This window comes from Staphylococcus sp. HMSC062A01, from assembly GCF_001836805.1.
Lineage (GTDB): Bacteria > Bacillota > Bacilli > Staphylococcales > Staphylococcaceae > Staphylococcus > Staphylococcus haemolyticus.
In genome coordinates this window covers 15,829-35,113 of the sequence record NZ_KV830600.1, presented here as the reverse complement: position 1 = coordinate 35,113, position 19,285 = coordinate 15,829, and the positions used below count along the sequence as shown (strand labels likewise).

Annotated in this window: 23 protein-coding genes and 2 other annotated features; of the genes, 21 read left to right on the top strand and 2 right to left on the bottom strand. The window is 32.2% G+C overall.

What is annotated here, in order from left to right:
- The first annotated feature begins 12 nt into the window (after nucleotides 1-12).
- The 4 genes from HMPREF2715_RS01330 (at nucleotide 13) to HMPREF2715_RS01315 (ending at nucleotide 4,120) form a co-directional block, all read left to right on the top strand.
- Complete coding sequence (locus HMPREF2715_RS01330; RefSeq protein WP_070441112.1) at nucleotides 13-693, top strand: uroporphyrinogen-III synthase; 681 nt, start codon at nucleotides 13-15, stop codon at nucleotides 691-693.
- Nucleotides 683-1,657 (top strand): porphobilinogen synthase, encoded by a 975-nt coding sequence (gene hemB, locus HMPREF2715_RS01325; RefSeq protein ID WP_070580859.1) that lies wholly within the window; start codon nucleotides 683-685, stop codon nucleotides 1,655-1,657. Before HMPREF2715_RS01330 ends, hemB begins: the two co-directional genes overlap by 11 nt.
- Nucleotides 1,658-1,679: 22 nt before the next feature.
- Nucleotides 1,680-2,963, top strand: a complete 1,284-nt coding sequence (gene hemL, locus HMPREF2715_RS01320) for a glutamate-1-semialdehyde 2,1-aminomutase (RefSeq protein WP_070580857.1) — start codon at nucleotides 1,680-1,682, stop codon at nucleotides 2,961-2,963.
- Nucleotides 2,964-3,043: 80 nt separating this feature from the next.
- Nucleotides 3,044-4,120 carry an AbrB family transcriptional regulator gene (locus tag HMPREF2715_RS01315; RefSeq protein WP_070678455.1) on the top strand — a complete coding sequence of 359 codons (1,077 nt, stop codon included), beginning with the start codon at nucleotides 3,044-3,046 and terminating at the stop codon, nucleotides 4,118-4,120.
- Between the two features lie 126 nt (nucleotides 4,121-4,246).
- On the opposite strand, the gene HMPREF2715_RS01310 is transcribed toward HMPREF2715_RS01315, so the two are convergent.
- Nucleotides 4,247-4,801 carry a DNA-3-methyladenine glycosylase I gene (locus HMPREF2715_RS01310; RefSeq protein WP_053024744.1) on the bottom strand — a complete coding sequence of 185 codons (555 nt, stop codon included), beginning with the start codon at nucleotides 4,799-4,801 and terminating at the stop codon, nucleotides 4,247-4,249.
- 56 nt (nucleotides 4,802-4,857) lie between these two features.
- Nucleotides 4,858-5,076 (top strand) — a binding site (T-box leader).
- Nucleotides 5,077-5,119: 43 nt separating this feature from the next.
- Between HMPREF2715_RS01310 and HMPREF2715_RS01305 the strand changes: the two genes are divergently transcribed.
- The 5 genes from HMPREF2715_RS01305 (at nucleotide 5,120) to HMPREF2715_RS01290 (ending at nucleotide 10,965) form a co-directional block, all read left to right on the top strand.
- A complete protein-coding gene (locus HMPREF2715_RS01305; protein ID WP_070678457.1) occupies nucleotides 5,120-7,750 on the top strand; it encodes a valine--tRNA ligase in 2,631 nt (876 codons plus the stop codon).
- A gap of 11 nt (nucleotides 7,751-7,761) precedes the next feature.
- Nucleotides 7,762-9,024: a bifunctional folylpolyglutamate synthase/dihydrofolate synthase gene (locus tag HMPREF2715_RS01300; RefSeq protein ID WP_070580851.1), complete on the top strand. Its 1,263-nt coding sequence runs from the start codon at nucleotides 7,762-7,764 to the stop codon at nucleotides 9,022-9,024.
- A gap of 192 nt (nucleotides 9,025-9,216) precedes the next feature.
- Nucleotides 9,217-9,912 carry a prepilin peptidase gene (locus HMPREF2715_RS12395; protein ID WP_076742256.1) on the top strand — a complete coding sequence of 232 codons (696 nt, stop codon included), beginning with the start codon at nucleotides 9,217-9,219 and terminating at the stop codon, nucleotides 9,910-9,912.
- A 15-nt stretch (nucleotides 9,913-9,927) separates the two neighbouring features.
- Nucleotides 9,928-10,614 (top strand): RadC family protein, encoded by a 687-nt coding sequence (radC, locus tag HMPREF2715_RS01295; protein WP_037550985.1) that lies wholly within the window; start codon nucleotides 9,928-9,930, stop codon nucleotides 10,612-10,614.
- Between the two features lie 69 nt (nucleotides 10,615-10,683).
- On the top strand, nucleotides 10,684-10,965 hold the full coding sequence (locus HMPREF2715_RS01290; protein ID WP_070580849.1) for a hypothetical protein: 282 nt from the start codon (nucleotides 10,684-10,686) through the stop codon (nucleotides 10,963-10,965).
- Nucleotides 10,966-11,021: 56 nt separating this feature from the next.
- On the opposite strand, the gene HMPREF2715_RS01285 is transcribed toward HMPREF2715_RS01290, so the two are convergent.
- Nucleotides 11,022-11,201 carry a hypothetical protein gene (locus tag HMPREF2715_RS01285; RefSeq protein ID WP_011275566.1) on the bottom strand — a complete coding sequence of 60 codons (180 nt, stop codon included), beginning with the start codon at nucleotides 11,199-11,201 and terminating at the stop codon, nucleotides 11,022-11,024.
- 165 nt (nucleotides 11,202-11,366) lie between these two features.
- Here HMPREF2715_RS01285 and HMPREF2715_RS01280 point away from each other — a divergent pair, with 165 nt between their 5' ends.
- The 12 genes from HMPREF2715_RS01280 to queA all read left to right on the top strand — a co-directional run bounded on the left by HMPREF2715_RS01280 (nucleotide 11,367) and on the right by queA (nucleotide 19,270).
- Nucleotides 11,367-11,843 carry a DUF4930 family protein gene (locus tag HMPREF2715_RS01280; protein ID WP_070580847.1) on the top strand — a complete coding sequence of 159 codons (477 nt, stop codon included), beginning with the start codon at nucleotides 11,367-11,369 and terminating at the stop codon, nucleotides 11,841-11,843.
- An 80-nt stretch (nucleotides 11,844-11,923) separates the two neighbouring features.
- Nucleotides 11,924-12,046: a hypothetical protein gene (locus HMPREF2715_RS12180; protein ID WP_011275568.1), complete on the top strand. Its 123-nt coding sequence runs from the start codon at nucleotides 11,924-11,926 to the stop codon at nucleotides 12,044-12,046.
- 196 nt (nucleotides 12,047-12,242) lie between these two features.
- Nucleotides 12,243-13,079, top strand: coding sequence for a rod shape-determining protein MreC (mreC, locus tag HMPREF2715_RS01275; protein ID WP_070580845.1), 837 nt, complete (start codon nucleotides 12,243-12,245; stop codon nucleotides 13,077-13,079).
- Nucleotides 13,079-13,588 (top strand): rod shape-determining protein MreD, encoded by a 510-nt coding sequence (mreD, locus tag HMPREF2715_RS01270; protein WP_070580843.1) that lies wholly within the window; start codon nucleotides 13,079-13,081, stop codon nucleotides 13,586-13,588. Before mreC ends, mreD begins: the two co-directional genes overlap by 1 nt.
- A 46-nt stretch (nucleotides 13,589-13,634) precedes the next feature.
- Nucleotides 13,635-13,711 (top strand) — a sequence feature (ribosomal protein L21 leader region).
- Nucleotides 13,712-13,724: 13 nt separating this feature from the next.
- Nucleotides 13,725-14,033 carry a 50S ribosomal protein L21 gene (gene rplU / locus HMPREF2715_RS01265; RefSeq protein WP_002448968.1) on the top strand — a complete coding sequence of 103 codons (309 nt, stop codon included), beginning with the start codon at nucleotides 13,725-13,727 and terminating at the stop codon, nucleotides 14,031-14,033.
- 3 nt (nucleotides 14,034-14,036) lie between these two features.
- Entirely contained in the window at nucleotides 14,037-14,357 is a 321-nt protein-coding gene (locus HMPREF2715_RS01260; protein WP_037536746.1) for a ribosomal-processing cysteine protease Prp, read from the top strand.
- An 11-nt stretch (nucleotides 14,358-14,368) separates the two neighbouring features.
- Entirely contained in the window at nucleotides 14,369-14,653 is a 285-nt protein-coding gene (gene rpmA / locus HMPREF2715_RS01255; RefSeq protein ID WP_011275573.1) for a 50S ribosomal protein L27, read from the top strand.
- 152 nt (nucleotides 14,654-14,805) lie between these two features.
- A complete protein-coding gene (gene obgE / locus HMPREF2715_RS01250; protein ID WP_070580842.1) occupies nucleotides 14,806-16,098 on the top strand; it encodes a GTPase ObgE in 1,293 nt (430 codons plus the stop codon).
- A gap of 11 nt (nucleotides 16,099-16,109) precedes the next feature.
- A complete protein-coding gene (locus tag HMPREF2715_RS01245; RefSeq protein ID WP_070580841.1) occupies nucleotides 16,110-16,565 on the top strand; it encodes an ACT domain-containing protein in 456 nt (151 codons plus the stop codon).
- Between the two features lie 12 nt (nucleotides 16,566-16,577).
- A complete protein-coding gene (gene ruvA / locus HMPREF2715_RS01240) occupies nucleotides 16,578-17,183 on the top strand; it encodes a Holliday junction branch migration protein RuvA (protein ID WP_070839182.1) in 606 nt (201 codons plus the stop codon).
- A 53-nt stretch (nucleotides 17,184-17,236) separates the two neighbouring features.
- Nucleotides 17,237-18,232 (top strand): Holliday junction branch migration DNA helicase RuvB, encoded by a 996-nt coding sequence (gene ruvB, locus HMPREF2715_RS01235; protein ID WP_037536735.1) that lies wholly within the window; start codon nucleotides 17,237-17,239, stop codon nucleotides 18,230-18,232.
- A gap of 12 nt (nucleotides 18,233-18,244) precedes the next feature.
- Nucleotides 18,245-19,270, top strand: a complete 1,026-nt coding sequence (queA, locus tag HMPREF2715_RS01230) for a tRNA preQ1(34) S-adenosylmethionine ribosyltransferase-isomerase QueA (RefSeq protein ID WP_070580836.1) — start codon at nucleotides 18,245-18,247, stop codon at nucleotides 19,268-19,270.
- Nucleotides 19,271-19,285 lie beyond the last annotated feature (15 nt).

Below are 19,285 nucleotides of genomic sequence, written 5' to 3'. Positions count from 1 at the left end.
GTGTAATGAAATATGAAACCAGTTGTAGCTATGACGCAATCGAGTGAATTTAATAGTGATTTAGTGGAAATAATGCATAAGCCATTTATAGAAATTCAATCACTTGAATTTGATACTCAAGTTTTGCATCATAAATATGACTGGATTATTTTTTCTTCTAAAAATGCGGTTCGCATATTTTATAAATATTTAAATCAATTAGATGTTAAATATGTAGCTGTCATTGGAAAGAAAACTGCCGAACTTTGTGAAGCGCTTAAAATTAATGTTGATTTTATACCTAATGACTACTCTCAAGAAGGATTTTTGAATCAGTTTAAAAAGAATCAACAAAGCATTCTCATACCAAGTAGTGCTGAAGCGCGTCCAAAACTCCAACATACATTAGCACAAAATAATATAGTGACTAAAATCGATTTATATAAACCTATTCCTAATGATAGGAATATTAGAGAAGTCATTCAATTGATAGAACATCATAAAGTTCATGCGGTAACATTTTCAAGTTCTTCTGCAGTAAAAGCGTATATAAGGCATGACGTTCCTTGTGGTTTTGATAAGTATGTTGCTATTGGGGCCCAAACTGCAAACACATTACGAAAGAACGGTCTCAACCCATTAATAGCTAATAAACAAACTTCGGAATCACTTATAAATAAAATTATTGAAAGTTGGTATAATAATGAAATTTGATAGACATAGACGATTACGCTCATCAGAGTCAATGCGTAATTTAGTTAGAGAAAACCATGTTAGAAAAGAAGATTTAATTTATCCAATATTCGTAGTTGAAAAAGATAATGTAAAAAGTGAGATTAAATCACTTCCAGGCGTTTACCAAATTAGCTTGAATTTATTAGATGATGAAATAAATGAGGCTTATGAACTAGGAATTAGAGCAATCATGTTCTTTGGTGTACCAAATTCTAAAGATGACGTAGGTTCTGGTGCATATGATCATAATGGTATTATCCAAGAAGCAACAAGAAAGGCTAAAGAATTGCATAAAGATTTATTAATTGTAGCAGACACATGTTTATGTGAATATACAGATCATGGACATTGTGGTGTTATTGATGATCATACTCATGATGTAGATAATGATAAATCATTACCTTTACTTGTGAAAACAGCTATCTCACAAGTTGAAGCGGGTGCAGACATTATAGCACCAAGTAATATGATGGACGGTTTTGTTACTGAAATTCGTAAAGGTCTAGATGATGCCGGTTATTACAATATTCCAATTATGAGTTATGGTATCAAATATGCATCAAGTTTCTTTGGTCCATTTAGAGATGCGGCTGATTCTGCACCTTCTTTTGGTGACAGAAAGACTTACCAAATGGACCCAGCGAATCGTTTGGAAGCATTTCGCGAACTTGAAAGTGACTTAAAAGAGGGCGCAGATATGATGATAGTAAAACCTGCGCTAAGTTATTTAGATATTGTAAGAGATGTTAAAAACAATACAAATATTCCTGTTATTGTTTATAACGTAAGTGGTGAGTATGCAATGACAAAAGCAGCAGCACAAAATGGTTGGATAGATGAAGAACGTGTTGTTATGGAACAAATGGTTTCAATGAAACGTGCAGGTGCAGATATGATTATTACTTACTTTGCGAAAGATATTTGTCATTACTTAGATAAATAATTAATTTTAGGAGGATTTTGATATGGGTTACGAGAAATCGATTGAAGCGATGAAAATAGCTGAAAATTTAATGCCAGGTGGCGTTAATAGTCCTGTAAGAGCATTTAAATCTGTTGATACACCAGCAATTTTTATGGATCAAGCAAAAGGATCAAGAATTTATGATATCGATGGTAACGAGTATATTGACTATGTATTAAGCTGGGGACCTTTAATTCTAGGACATAAAAACGAACAAGTTATAAAAAAACTACATGAGGCTGTTGATAGAGGAACAAGCTTCGGAGCATCTACATTAGAAGAAAACAAACTTGCAGAATTAGTAATCGAACGCGTACCATCAATTGAAAAAGTGCGTATGGTTTCATCAGGAACTGAGGCAACGTTAGCAGCGTTAAGATTGGCTCGTGGTTATACTGGAAGAAATAAGATTATAAAATTTGAAGGCTGTTATCACGGTCATAGTGATTCCTTATTAATTAAAGCGGGTTCTGGTGTTGCAACACTAGGATTACCAGACTCACCTGGTGTCCCAGAAGGTACTGCTAAGAATACGATTACAGTTCCGTATAATGATTTAGAAGCAATTAAAATTGCTTTTGAAAATTATGGAGATGATATCGCTGGAATTATCGTAGAACCAGTTGCTGGTAATATGGGCGTTGTACCTCCTAAAGATGGCTTCCTACAAGGGTTACGTGAGATTACAAATGACTATGGTGCGCTATTAATATTCGATGAGGTAATGACAGGTTTCCGAGTAGGGTACAATTGTGCGCAAGGTTACTTTGGTGTTACACCAGATCTTACATGTTTAGGTAAAGTTATTGGTGGTGGATTACCAGTAGGTGCGTTTGGTGGTAGAAAAGAGATTATGGACAAAGTTGCTCCAGTTGGAAATATTTATCAAGCTGGAACATTATCCGGGAATCCATTAGCAATGACGAGTGGTTACGAAACTCTAAGTCAATTAACGCCTGAATCTTATGAGTATTTCCAAGAATTAGGTGATATCTTAGAAGAAGGACTTAAAAAAGTATTTAGCAAACATAATGTCCCAATTACTATTAATCGAGCTGGATCTATGATTGGATACTTCTTAAATGAAGGACCAGTAACTAACTTTGAAGAAGCAAATAAAAGTAATTTAGAATTGTTCAGTCAAATGTATCGTGAAATGGCTAAAGAAGGCGTATTCTTACCACCTTCTCAATTTGAAGGAACATTCTTATCTACAGCACATAGTAAAGAAGACATTGAAAAAACAATCCAAGCATTTGATACTGCTTTAAGTCGTATTGTATAATGTTATGAAATAGAATGGGGTTAGGACTTTCAACTCGATGACGTCTTAACCTCATTTTTAATGAAAGAAGTGGCCGCATAATGAAAAATGTATGGATCAATAACTTTATTCTATTAGTGACTGCTGTTGTTATTAGTTTGTTATTACATGTTGCGCATGTTTTTTTACCATTTATGTTTGGTCCTATTATTGCATCGATAATTGTCATTAAAGTATTTAAATTAGAGGTCAAATGGCCATTCTGGCTTAGTCAAATTGGATTGATTCTCTTAGGGGTACAAATTGGATCAACATTTACGTCTGAAGTGTTGCATGATATTAAAAATGATTGGTTGATAATTGTTGTTATTACACTATTGCTATTAGTTTTATCTCTATTGATCGCCTTCTTTTTCAAAAAAATAGCAAGAGTAAACACTGAGACAGCAATATTAAGTGTCATTCCAGGTGCTTTAAGTCAAATGCTAATTATGGCAGAGGAAAATAAAAAGGCAAATATTCTCGTAGTGAGTTTAACTCAAACGTCTCGCGTTTTATTTGTCGTGATATTAGTACCCTTAATTTCTTATTTCTTTAGTAGTGATAGTGGAAATGAAACAACTTCTATTAAATCACCTCCATTAACGGAAGTACTAAACTTATCGCAAGTAATACTATTAATTTGTTGTATTGCAATCATTTATAGTCTTATGGCTAAAATCAATTTTCCTACCAAGCAATTATTGGCTCCTATTGTCGTGTTAGTAATATGGAATTTAACTACACATCACATATTTACATTAGATAATTATATTCTTGCTTCTGCACAAGTGATTTATATGATTAGAATTGGATTGCAGATTGCCAATTTACTTTCCGATTTAAAAGGTCGAATTGCCGTTGCAATCATTTATCAAAATATCTTTCTAATCATTGGATCATTTATCATGGTATATATTGTGCACATATTTACAAATAATAATATTAATGAGTTGTTTTTGGGCGGAGCGCCAGGAGGTATGAGTCAAATTGTTTTAGTTGCTATGGCAACGGGGGCGGATGTAGCAATGATTTCTAGTTTCCACATATTTAGAATCTTTTTTATTTTATTTGTAGTAGCCCCTATCATTGGCTTTTTCTTACGTGGCGGTATTTTAAAATTTCATCAAAAAAGATAGATTGTGTCATGCAAAGTTTAAGCGTTAGTAATTTTAATATTAAAGAGGGTTGATAAAACCTTTACCTACAATTACTTTTCGACTTATTTCTTAAATTGCACTCTATGGTACAACCTATATAAATTATTATGAAGGTTTAGATGGACATCCTTTCAAATGGGCATCATATAAACCTGCCGCTTCTAAAAATGAAAAAACAGTTACTGGTCCTAAAAATTTAAAACCATATTTTTTTAAGTCTTTAGATAATTGTTTAGCACGATCATCAACAGTAATTCTTTCTGAGGCAGTTGTATAGTTCAAATCTATAGGTTGATGATTAACATATGACCAAAGGAAATTACTAAAACTACCAAAATCCTTTTCTATTTCAAAATAACCTTGTGCTTGTGATACAATCGCTTCTAACTTTTTACGATTATGAACAATGTTAGGAAATTCCATTAAATTATCTATATCTTTCGTAGATAGCTGAGCAATTTTGCTTGGCTCAAAGTTGTAAAATGCTTGTTCATAAGATTGTTTCTTTTTTAAAATGGTTAGCCAAGATAACCCAGCATGTTGAGATTCTAAAGCCATTAGCTTAAATAAGGCTTTGCTATCATATATGGGTTGTCCCCATACATTGTCATGATAATCTAAGTAAGTCGGGTCTTTTGTACTAAATGCACATTCATTCATAAATATACCTCCAAGAGATTGACTTATCACGATTTCCATTATACTATAATTAAGTAATGAAATATATTATTGGGAAGAGTAAGTTTGAATGATAGCACAGAGAGCATATGGTTGGTGTAAATATGTATAACATTCAATCTGAAGGTAGCCCACTTGAACTTTTATTGAATCATTTATTAGTAGATAAAAGCGTGTTTGAGCGTTAATCAAATTAAGTGCAGGTATATTAATTTATACTTGAATTTAGGTGGTACCACGGAACATCCGTCCTATATTATTTAGGAGGATGTTTTTTTAATTATTAGGAGGTTTTAATCGATGAACATGGAGCCTAAGTATAATCCACGCGAAGTTGAGGCTGGACGTTATGAAGAATGGGTAAAGAATGATTATTTCAAACCCTCAGAAGACAAATCAAAAGAGTCATATACAATTGTAATTCCACCACCCAATGTGACAGGAAAATTACACCTTGGACATGCGTGGGATACAACTTTACAAGATATTATTACGCGTATGAAACGTATGCAAGGGTATGACACACTATATCTACCTGGTATGGACCATGCAGGTATTGCTACTCAAGCAAAAGTAGATGCTAAATTAAAAGAACAAGGCATTTCTCGTCATGATATCGGACGTGAGAAGTTCCTAGAACACGCTTGGTCATGGAAAGAAGAATATGCGTCATTTATACGCCAACAATGGGCTAAATTAGGTTTGGGTCTAGATTATAGTAGAGAGCGTTTTACTTTAGATGATGGGTTAAGTAAAGCAGTAAGAAAAGTCTTCGTTGACTTATACAATAAAGGCATTATTTATCGTGGTGAACGTATTATTAACTGGGATCCTGAAGCTAGAACGGCTTTATCAGATATTGAAGTAATTCACGAGGATGTGCAAGGTCATTTCTATCATTTTAAGTATCCTTACACTGATGGTAATGGCTATATTGAAATTGCGACAACAAGACCTGAGACAATGTTAGGAGACACTGCCATAGTTGTTAATCCTAATGATGACCGCTATAAAGATGTAATTGGTAAGAAAGTTATATTACCAATTGTTGGTCGAGAGTTACCGATATTAGCTGATGAATATGTTGATATTGATTTTGGTAGTGGCGCTATGAAAGTAACGCCAGCACACGATCCAAATGATTTTGAGATTGGTCAACGACATAGTTTAGAGAACATTATTGTCATGGATGAAAATGGTAAAATGAACGATAAAGCTGATAAATATGCTGGATTAGATCGATTTGAATGTCGTAAACAATTGGTTGAAGATTTAAAAGCGCAAGATCTAGTCATTAAGATTGAAGAGCATGTTCATTCAGTTGGTCATTCTGAACGCTCAGGTGCTGTTGTTGAACCTTACTTATCAACGCAATGGTTTGTAAAAATGAAACCGTTAGCGCAACGTTCACTGGATAATCAAAAAACAGATGATCGAATCGATTTTTATCCACCACGTTTTGAGAACACTTTCAATCGTTGGATGGAAGAAATTAGAGACTGGACAATTTCTAGACAATTATGGTGGGGTCATCAAATACCTGCTTGGTACCATAAAGAAACTGGTGAAATTTATGTTGGTGAAGAAGCGCCTAAAGATATTGATAATTGGGTGCAAGATGAAGATGTTCTAGATACTTGGTTCTCTAGTGCATTGTGGCCATTTTCAACTTTAGGTTGGCCGAATATTGATGCAGATGATTTTAAACGTTACTATCCAACTAATGCACTTGTAACTGGATATGACATTATTTTCTTTTGGGTTGCAAGAATGATATTCCAAGGTCTTGAATTCACTGACAGAAGACCATTCAACGATGTTTTACTTCATGGTTTAGTTCGAGCTGAAGACGGTCGGAAAATGAGTAAATCATTAGGTAATGGTGTAGATCCTATGGATGTAATAGAAGAATATGGAGCAGATAGCTTAAGATATTTCTTGGCAACAGGATCATCACCTGGTCATGACTTACGTTATTCTACTGAGAAAGTAGAGTCTGTTTGGAATTTCATTAATAAAATATGGAACGGTGCGCGTTTTAGCTTAATGAATATAGGTGATGAATTTAAATTTGAGGATATCGATTTAACTGGAAACCTTTCATTAGCGGATAAATGGATCTTAACTCGTTTAAATGAGACGATTGAAACCGTTACTAATTTAAGTGAAAAGTATGAGTTTGGAGAAGTTGGTCGTGCGCTATATAATTTCATTTGGGACGAGTTCTGTGATTGGTATATTGAAATGAGTAAAATACCAATGAATGGTGAAGATGAAGCACAAAAACAAACGACACGTTCTGTTTTAAGTTATACACTAGATCAAATTATGAGAATGTTACATCCGTTTATGCCTTTTGTTACTGAGAAGATATGGCAAAGTCTTCCACATGAAGGCGATACGATTGTGAAAGCATCATGGCCAAAGGTTAGGGAAGAGCTTGTATTTGAAGAAAGTAAGCAAACGATGCAACAATTAGTTGAAATTATCAAATCTGTAAGACAATCTCGTGTTGAAGTAAATACGCCACTTTCTAAAGCAATACCTATTTACATTCAAGCCAAAGATGAAAATATTAAAGCAACACTAATTGAAAATGAAGATTATATTCATAAATTCTGTAATCCTAGTGAATTAACGATTGATACACATATTGATATTCCTGAAAAAGCAATGACTGCAGTGGTAATCGCTGGTAAAGTTATATTACCTTTAGAAGGTCTAATTGATATGGATAAAGAAATTGCACGCTTAGAAAAAGAATTAGATAAATTACAAAAAGAACTTGATCGTGTTGATAAAAAATTATCTAATGAAAATTTTGTTAATAAAGCGCCTGAAAAAGTTATCAACGAAGAAAAAGAAAAACAACTACGTTATCAAGAAAAATATGATGGTGTGAAAAACAGAATTGAACAATTAAAAGCATAGGAGAATCGCCAATGAATTACCTAGAGAGTTTGTATTGGATACATGAGAGAACTAAATTTGGTGTCAAACCTGGTGTAAAACGTATGGAGTGGATGCTAGATCGTTTGAATAACCCTCAATTAAATATTAGAGGCATACATGTTGGTGGTACAAATGGTAAAGGCTCAACTGTAGCTTACATTAGAGCCGCTTTAGTGGAAAATGGTTATGAGGTAGGAACTTTTACTTCTCCATTTATTGAAAATTTTAATGAAAGAATTAGTCTAAATGGACTTCCAATTACAAATGACGAGATTGTTGAATTAGTCGAAATAGTTAAACCAATTAGTGAAGCTTTAGAGCAGGAAACAGAACTAGGTGGTGCTACTGAGTTTGAAATCATTACAACAATGATGTTTGTATACTTTGGACAAATTCACCCTGTTGATTTTGTTGTAGTTGAAGCAGGGTTAGGTATAAAAAATGACTCCACTAATGTGTTTAACCCAATTCTCTCAGTACTTACAAGTATTGGATTAGATCATACTGATATTTTAGGTAACACTTATTTAGATATTGCAAAAGACAAGGGTGCTATTATTAAACCTAATATACCTGTGATTTATGCTGTTAAAAATGAAGAAGCATTAAAATATATTAGAGACCTAGCTGAAAGTAATGAGGCGAAACCAATTGAATTAGACCGTGAAATTGTGGTTGTTTCACAAGAAGATGAATTCACTTATCGTTATAAGGGCTATGAGCTAGAAACAATTATTTTAAACATGCTTGGTGAACATCAAAAAGAAAATGCAGCGCTTGCAATTACTGCATTGATTGAGCTATATGAACAAGAAATTATTACGCTAGATTTTAATAAAATGATTGATGCTATTGAGAGTGTTAGTTGGACTGGTCGTATTGAACAAGTAAAAGAGAATCCATTAATCATTATAGATGGAGCCCACAATAACGAAAGTATTGAAGCTTTAATTGATACGATCAAGAATTATTATGATAACGAAAAAATGGACGTTCTTTTCTCGGCAATAAAAGGTAAACCAGTGCATGGCATGCTTAATAAACTTGAAGAGATCTCAAATCACCTATATTTCACTGAATTCGATTTCCCTAAAGCATTGACTAAAGATGAGTTGTCAGAACAAGTAAATTTAGAGCATATTGAATTTATTGATGATTATGTTTCTTTTATAAAAAAATATGATGGCAATGGGTTATTAATTACTGGTAGTTTATATTTTATAAGTGAAGTAAAAAGTAAAACTGAATTTTAAACTTGAATTAGTATATCCCCAAGTCATTTAGGATAACATTGTACCTAAATGACTCGGGGATATTTGATTATCACTAAATTTTAGTTATTGATAATGAAATTAATATTTTTCTTAAATACTATTATTTATTTATAAAATAAATAACATAACTCATTTACTTTCAAGGTGAAATAGTTATAATTAGTTTAGGTGATGCTAGTGTTATTAATATCTTATGTTTGTAGTGTTTTGTTTAGTTTTTTATACCATCTCACCAATACGAACAGTTTGAATTTGAATTATCTTGTTAGGCGTTCCAAGTGTGATTATTGCGGTCGTAAATTATGTTGGTTCGAATTAATACCCATATTTAGCTTTTTTATTTTAAAAGGAAAATCTAATTGTTGTAATCAAAAGTTAAAACGTCATTATATTTTTGGGGAATGCTTAGCTTTCTTAATTATACCTTTAATAATTAATTTTGATACTAATGTACACTTCTCTCTATTTATTACTACTTATTTATTCCTTCTTACAATGGCATTGTATGACCTTCAAACGTTAACAATTAATATAGTCATAATAATTCTATATACTATTGTATGTGCAAAAATCACGATGATTTATTTTTCAACCTTTATATTCTTCACTTTAATATTTCATCTATATTATTTTCTTTTTCCAAGACAAATAGGATATGGTGATATATTACTTTTAAGTATCTTATCTTGTTTTTTCCCATATCACTTTTATTTGATATTTCTTCTTTATACGCTAATAATCGCTATTATAGTTTCTTCAATTTTATTAATAATGAAACAGCAAACTTATATTCCTTTTGTACCATTCATGTTTATTGGTTTTATGATGACAAATTATTTATACCAGAGCACGCTATTATACATTTAGAAAGGTTGATCTAGTTTGAGAATTAAAAGTATGGCAAAGTCTGAATTACCTAGAGAGCGTCTTATTCACAATGGAGCAAAAAGTTTATCTAATAGTGAGTTATTAGCAATTCTTATAAATACAGGAAGACAAGGATTTTCAAGTTTAGATATTGCTAATGAATTAATGATTAGCTTTAATGGTTTGAAAGAACTAAAACATTTATCAATTAATGATTTAACAACAATTAAAGGAATTGGACTATATAAAGCAGTCATCCTTAAAGCTGCTTTTGAATTAGGTGAAAGAATGTATGCTAGAGATTTTAATGAAAAAATTAAGATAACATCACCAAGTGATGTATCTAATATTATGATGTCAAAAATGAAAGATTTGACTCAAGAACATTTTGTAGTACTTTTATTAAACTCTAAAAATATTGTGATAAAAGAAGAAACAATCTATAAAGGGACATTAAATTCTTCAGTAATACATCCACGTGAAGTTTTCAAAGCAGCTATTAGAGCATCTAGTAATGCGATTATAGTTTTACATAATCATCCTTCTGGCGATGTCACACCTTCTAAAGAAGATATTGAAACAACAATTAGATTAAAGGAATGTGGTGAATTACTAGGAATTCAAGTCCTTGATCATATAATTATTGGTGATCAAAAATATGCTAGTTTAGTAGAAGAAGGTTACTTTGACTTGAGTAATTAATGGTATCATTTGTTTAAAATATTAGTAATCCTGTATAATTGTGGTTGAAAAATTTTATAGAGGTGCATTATGACATTATTTTTAATAATAGGAATTTTGATACCAGTAGTTTATGTTCTTAGACTGACAATCAAAGAACATACGATTGGACTTAAGGAAATGTTCACGACAATTGTTTTATCTATGATAGGGATTGTCTTATTTTCTGTAATAGGTGTACTGATTAGCGGTCAAAATACTAATATAGCATCATTAATTTTTGCCTCGTTAATTACAGGGGTAATATGGGGACTATTATTATCAGGTGTATATAAATTATTTAACTATCTGACACATACATTTAAAAAATAAAACTAGCCATTGCAATATCAATCCTACAAGAATTGAGACATGGCTAGTTTAATAATTTATTGAATATAGGCTGATAGTACTTGGAAATTTTCCATAATCCAAAGTATGCCTTGATATCCTAAATATAATCCTAATAATATTAAGGCTGCAGATATTATAAATCTAAGAATTGCAAACCCAACTCTAAATAACAATATCACAAGTAATGCAATTAAAATGATACTCACAATACTCATTATCAACACTCCTCATGAATATCCATAAACGATAATATAACCTTATTATAAAGCATCTAGGATTAATTTGGAATCATACTTTAGTACATACCATTATCATGCTAAAGACTGATGTTGATATAGTATTATTCTATTATAATAAAGATTACTATTGGAGGGTATTTAATGCGTTTTTTTCTTAGTATTATAAAAAATATTATTGCAGTTATAGCTATTATTTGTATTATATATTTTGCATTAAAATACGCACCATTTCTAAGGGATCAAGATTGGAATCCGATAAATCATTCTATAAACAACGAGCAGTTGAATAACTCACCAAACAATTTAAATCGTCCTCATAACATATCAACAAAAGGTAAGCGTTATGTGCTTGAGGATAATGATATTTTACAAAATATCCCGGCAAGTCAAACAAGAAATGTATTTAAATACATAGATAAGAAAGAGTTTATGGCGGTATCATGCTTAGGAAGAATGGGATATAATGACAATTACATTGCTGGACAACGTAATGACGAATTCATTATTTATAAATTTGGTAGTGATCAGATAAAAGTATATCGAACTGAAATAGAAATGGAACAAGATTTGAATGCACTTGGTCAATATATTGAATTAAAGCCTTTTGATGCATATTAATTAAGTTTTCATAATTGAACTAGTTTATTTTCTACGTTATGGTTAAGTTATAAACTATATTTTAAAGGTTGGTGTGATACATGTCTGAACAATCTAAAGAAAAACAAGCAAATGAACAAGCTAAAGCACAAAATCTTTTCGCTAAATGGAGAAAAGATGAAAAACTTTATAGTGATGATGATAAAAAGGATAAAGATAAATAACTAAATTGAGTTCATACTGAGTTTATTAAGATTAGGTACCACTAACTATTTGACGCATTGCGTAATAGTCGTGATATCTAATCTCTTTTTTAATTAAAGATGTTGATATAGAATGAACTTAGTGCTTTATTTCAAACAACGAGTAATATAAAATAATAAAGGATGATTTAAATAAGAATTTGTAGAGGTGTTATAAGTGCAAAAGTTTTTTAAAAATAACAAATTAATTGTTGTTTTTTGTGCGGTTATAATTTTTATTGCACTGATTGGTTTGTCATTAAGGTCACATACACAATCACCTCCTGAACAATATGTGGGGGATTCTGTTTCTCTTGGGCAAAGAGTCGTGAGCTATCCTGTCAATTTTGTTACTGGAGCGATAAATAATCTTTTTAGCTCAAATAAAACAACTGACAACAAGAAAGTAAAACAACTAGAGGCTAAAAATGAAAAGTTAGAAGCGGAAAATAAAGATTTAAAAAAAGAATTAGATATGACTGATATTTCTAAATATGATCCAATTTCTGGTGCTGTAATCGCTAGAAATGCTGACCAATGGATGAATACAGTAATCATTGATAAAGGAAATAAAGACGGTGTTAAATCAAATATGGCTGTTATGACAGCTGAAGGTTTAGTTGGAAGAGTAACGAAAGTTAACCAATTTTCAGCACAAGTAGACTTATTATCTACTAACACTAGAACAGGTAAATTGTCTGTTAACATTCAACACGATTCTAAAAATGTATTTGGCTTAATCGACCAGTATGATAAAAAGAATCAAGAACTAGTCATTGGCAATATCAATAATAAAGATAAGATTTCAAAAGGCGATAAGGTCATAACTAGTGGGTTGGCCGATCAATTACCAAGTGATTTATACATAGGTGAAGTGACCAAAGTTGAAAATGATGAGTATGGATTAGCAAAAGAAGTTAGAGTTAAAACAGGCGCTAATTTATCCGATATTAGCCACATATATATCGCCAAAAAAGATCCTGACAACGCTGCCGATGAAAGCAGGGACAATTGATGAGAGTATTTTTGTACTTAATCGTTGGTGTAGTACTGTTTTACATTGACAGTATCATTGGACTTCTAATCCCAATGCATCTTGGTCATTTCGAGTTTAATTTTATTCCTCACTTAATTTTGTTGTATATTTTGTTGATAACGATTTATCGTGGCTTTGGAATCGGATTAATATTCGCAATTCTGTTTGGAATCGTAACTGATATATATGTCGGCAGTGTCTATGGATTATATATGTTTGGTTACTTAGCACTTGTCGTTATATTTGATAAATTTCTTAAAGTTTTTTATCGAGATTATACAATGATTTGTATTTTGAGTATTATTAGTATTATTGTTTTCGAAATTTACGTAGCAATTATTTATGGTGTGATTGGATTTGCTAATATTGATATAATCAATTTCATCTTATTAAGAATGATTCCAACTATTATATTAAATGTCATTTTACTTATTATACTTTTCCCAGTTTTTATAAAATTTATGAAAAAAACTCATATACAAGATTGACACCGGTATTTAGTAATGGTAAGATGCAATAGTTGAGTAGTTTTATAGCTACATACAACCGCTCAAATATAGGTTTAAGAACATTTTTAATGTCACCTATATATGGCGTGACTTATTAATATAGGAGGTGCAAAGTATGTTTGCTATTATCGAAACAGGCGGTAAACAAATTAAAGTAGAAGAAGGTCAAGAAATCTTCGTTGAAAAATTAGATGTTAATGAAGGTGACTCATTCACATTTGATAAAGTATTATTTGTAGGTGGCGATTCAGTTAAAGTTGGTGCCCCAACTGTTGAAGGTGCTACTGTTACTGCTACAGTTAACAAACAAGGTCGCGGTAAAAAAATCACTGTATTTACGTATAAACGTCGTAAAGACTCTAAACGTAAAAAAGGCCATCGTCAACCATATACTAAATTAACTATTGATAAAATCAACGCTTAATTTATGATTACAGTTGACATCACTATTAATGATAGTGGAAAAGTAACAGACGTTATTATGGATGGTCATGCTAATCATGGTGAATATGGACATGACATTGTTTGTGCAGGTGCCTCAGCGGTTTTATTTGGAAGCGTTAATGCAATTCTAGGTTTAACTTCTGAGAAACCAGACATTGACTATGAGGATGATGGAGGTCATTTTCATATAAGAAGTGTAGATACAAACAATGAACAAGCGCAATTAATTCTTCAAGCAATGTTAGTTTCTTTACAAACGATTGAAGATGAATATAATGAAAATATCAGATTAAATTACAAGTGAGGTGTATCCCGATGTTAAAATTAAACTTACAGTTCTTCGCATCTAAAAAAGGGGTAAGTTCTACTAAAAACGGTCGTGACTCAGAATCAAAACGTTTAGGTGCTAAACGTGCTGATGGTCAATACGTTACAGGCGGTTCTATTTTATACCGTCAACGTGGTACTAAAATTTATCCTGGTGAAAATGTAGGTCGTGGTGGCGATGATACATTATTCGCTAAAATCGACGGCGTTGTTCGTTTCGAACGTAAAGGTCGCGACAAAAAACAAGTTTCTGTATACGCAGTAGCTGAATAATTTTGTCTAGTTAACACCAGAAGTGAATACTTCTGGTGTTTTATTTTGTTTTAATACAAAAGTAGTAACTTTATAGTGTTAATTTTTCATGCTTTAATGGATAATGATATAATGTTGTCATTAAAGAACAAATCGTAAAAGAGGTGAGATATATGTTTGTCGATCAAGTTACAATATCTCTTAAAGCTGGTGATGGTGGTAATGGTATCACTGCCTATAGAAGAGAGAAATATGTTCCGTTTGGAGGACCAGCTGGTGGCGACGGTGGTAAGGGCGCATCAGTTGTTTTTGAAGTAGATGAGGGATTAAGAACATTATTAGATTTTAGATACCAACGTCATTTTAAAGCTAAAAAGGGCGAGAATGGGCAAAGTAGTAATATGCATGGTAGAGGTGCAGATGATTTAGTGTTAAAAGTACCTCCTGGTACAATAATCAAAAGTGTGGAAACTGATGAAGTATTAGCTGACCTTGTTGAAGATGGCCAACGTGCTGTTGTAGCTCGTGGTGGACGAGGTGGACGAGGTAACTCTCGTTTTGCTACACCTAGAAACCCAGCACCAGACTTTAGTGAAAATGGTGAGCCAGGTGAAGAATTAGATGTAATATTAGAGCTTAAATTATTAGCAGATGTTGGATTAGTTGGATTCCCTAGTGTTGGTAAATCAACATTATTGTCAATAGTTTCAAAAGCAAAACCAAAGATTGGTGCGTATCATTTTACTACAATTAAGCCAAATTTAGGTGTCGTTTCAACACCTGACAATAGAAGTTTTGTTATGGCCGATTTACCAGGTTTAATTGAAGGTGCTTCAGATGGTGTTGGATTAGGACATCAGTTTTTAAGACATGTTGAACGTACAAAAGTGATTGTTCATATGATAGATATGAGTGGATCAGAAGGTAGAGATCCATTTGATGATTACCAAATTATAAATAAAGAATTAATAAATTATAAACAACGATTAGAGGATAGACCTCAAATTGTGGTCGCTAATAAAATGGATATGCCCGATGCACAAGATAATTTAACTTTATTTAAAGAACAAGTAGATGATAGCATTACGATAATTCCTGTTTCTACAATTACAAGAGATAATATTGAACAGTTATTATACGCTATAGCAGATAAATTAGATGAAGTTAAAGATATTGACTTTAGCGTTGATAACGATGAAGAAATAGGTGTTAACCGTGTACTTTATAAACATACGCCTTCTCAAGATAAATTCACTATCACTAGAGACGACGATGGTGCGTATGTAGTAAGTGGTAATGCAATTGAGAGAATGTTCAAAATGACAGACTTTAATAGTGACCCAGCAGTAAGAAGGTTTGCTAGACAAATGCGTTCAATGGGTATTGATGATGCACTGAGAGAACGTGGCTGTAGTAATGGAGACATCGTTAGAATTTTAGGTGGAGAATTTGAATTTGTAGAATAGGAGTGCTAACAGTGGACAACAAAGATTATAAAAAGTTTTACTTGATACGTGAAGATGTCTTACCTGAATCAGTGGTAAAAACATTAAAAATTAAAGATGCTTTAAAAAATAATCCGGAATTGTCCATTTATGAAGCTGTTAAATTATTTGATCTTTCACGTAGTGCATTTTATAAATATAGAGAAACAATCTTCCCTGTAGATGAAAAAATGTTAAATCATCGTGAATTTACGCTTATTCTTTATGTTAATGATATTGTTGGGATGTTAGCGCAAGTACTTAATAAGGTTTCTAAATTGCAATTATCTGTTCTTACTATACATCAAAGTGTACCAATGGAAGAGAAAGCTACGATAACATTATCACTTAGCGCAAAAGATACCACCATTTCAATTGATGAAATTATAAAGGCATTAAGAAATATTGAACATGTTTCTAAAGTTGAATTAATAAGTATGAGTATGTAAGGAAGGTAACGAATGTACGCTTATATTAGAGGTAAATTGACGCAATTATTTCCAACGCATGTAGTTGTTGAATCAACTAATGGGGTTGGATATGAAATTCAGACTCCAAATTCCTATCGATTTCAAAAATATTTGGAGAAAGAATTAGTAATTTATACATCTTTAATTGTTAGAGAAGATGCTCAGTTACTTTATGGATTTATTAATGAAGAAGAAAAAGATATGTTCTTAAGTTTAATCAAAGTTACAGGTATAGGTCCAAAGTCTGCATTAGCAATTTTAGCTACTAGTACACCAAATGAAGTTAAAATAGCAATTGAAAATGAGAATGATGTTTATTTGACTAAGTTTCCAGGTATTGGTAAGAAAACTGCACGTCAAATTGTGCTGGATCTAAAAGGCAAAGTTCAAATTACAAATGAAACAACTGAGACACTTTTAAGCATCAATGAAGAAAGTTCAAATAACGAAAAACTAGTTAAAGAAGCATTACTCGCCCTAGAAGCTTTAGGTTACTCAAAACGAGAAATTTCTAAAGTTGAAAAAGTACTCAACAAATCAACATTTGATTCTGTTGATGAAGCAGTAAAACTAGGATTAAAAACACTTGTGTCTTAAATTATAAAAATCATATTATTTACAACTACTAATGTAACTGGGGGGGAGAAACTATGGATGACAGAATGGTTGATCAATCTTTGCATAGTGAAGAAACTTCTTTCGAATTATCACTTAGACCAACAATGTTAAAACAATATATTGGGCAATCATCAATAAAGAACAACTTAGAAGTATTCATTAAAGCTGCTAAACTACGTGAAGAGCCATTAGATCATGTACTTCTATTCGGACCACCAGGATTAGGTAAAACAACACTATCCAATATTATCGCAAATGAAATGAACGTTAATATAAGAACTGTCTCAGGTCCTTCATTAGATAGACCAGGTGACTTAGCAGCAATACTATCTGGTTTGCAACCTGGGGATGTACTATTTATTGACGAAATTCATCGTTTAAGCAGCACCGTTGAAGAAGTTTTATATTCAGCGATGGAGGATTTCTTCATTGATATTATCATTGGAAAAGGTGATGAAGCTCGTAGTATTAGAATAGATTTGCCTCCATTTACGCTAGTAGGTGCGACTACACGGGCTGGAAGCTTAACTGGTCCACTAAGAGATAGATTTGGCGTTCATCTGAGATTAGAATATTATAATGAAAATGATTTAAAGGAAATTATAATTCGAACAGCAGAAGTGTTAAATACAAAAATTGATGATGAAAGTGCAACTGAGTTAGCTAAACGTTCACGAGGAACGCCTCGAGTCGCAAATCGTTTATTGAAACGAGTTAGAGATTTTCAACAAGTCAATGAAGATGAACAGATTTATATTGAGACAACTAAACAAGCTTTACAATTGCTTCAAGTAGATGCAGAAGGTTTAGACTACATTGATCATAAAATGATGAGATGCATCATTAATCAATATGATGGTGGTCCTGTGGGTCTTGATACTATAGCTGTTTCAATCGGTGAGGAGCGTATAACAATTGAAGATGTCTATGAGCCTTTTTTAATTCAAAAAGGATTTATAGAGCGTACACCAAGAGGTAGAAAAGCTACTGCATTTGCATACGAACATTTCAAAAATTTTAATAAATGAGGGATATAAAAAATGAATGTTGAGGAATTTGATTATGACCTGCCTGAATCATTAATTGCTCAGACCCCTTTAAAAGATAGAGACCAAAGTAGATTGTTAGTGTTAGGTAGACACAGTGGTAACATTGAACACAAACATTTTAAAGATGTCATTGATTACTTGGAAACTGGTGATACACTTGTCTTAAATGATACACGTGTTATGCCTGCACGATTATTTGGTTTAAAAGAAGAGACTGGTGCAAAAGTTGAAATGCTTATGCTTACTCGAATTGAGAATAATGATTGGGAAGTTTTACTTAAACCAGCAAAGCGAATTAAAGTTGGGAATAAGTTGTCTTTCGGAGAGGGTAAGATTATAGCTGAATGTATAGAGGAATTGGATCAAGGTGGACGTATCATGCGTTTGCATTATGAAGGAATTCTTGAGGAAAGATTAAATGAACTCGGTGAAATGCCTTTACCGCCATATATAAAAGAACGGTTAGATGATCCTGACCGCTATCAAACTGTCTACGCTAAAGAAAGTGGTTCTGCAGCAGCACCAACAGCAGGGTTGCATTTTACAGATGAACTTTTACATGAAATTAGAGCAAAAGGTATAAATATTGCATTTATAACATTGCATGTTGGATTAGGAACATTTAGACCTGTAAGTGTTGAAGATATTAATGACCATGAAATGCATAGTGAATATTATCAAATGAGCCAAGAAACAGCTGACTTATTAAATCAAACAAAAAAAGAAGGTCATAGAATCATTTCTGTAGGTACAACCTCAACAAGGACTCTAGAGACTATTCGTCGTGATTACAATGAATTTGTAGCTGTTAGTGGATGGACTGATATTTTTATATATCCAGGATTTACATATAAAGCTATAGATGGTTTAATTACTAATTTCCATTTACCTAAATCAACTTTAGTCATGCTTGTATCAGCATTTAGTAGTCGAGAAAACATTTTAAACGCATATAAAGAAGCTGTTAAACTAGAATATAGATTTTTCAGTTTTGGAGATGCGATGTTAATTATTTAATGAATGAGAGGTATT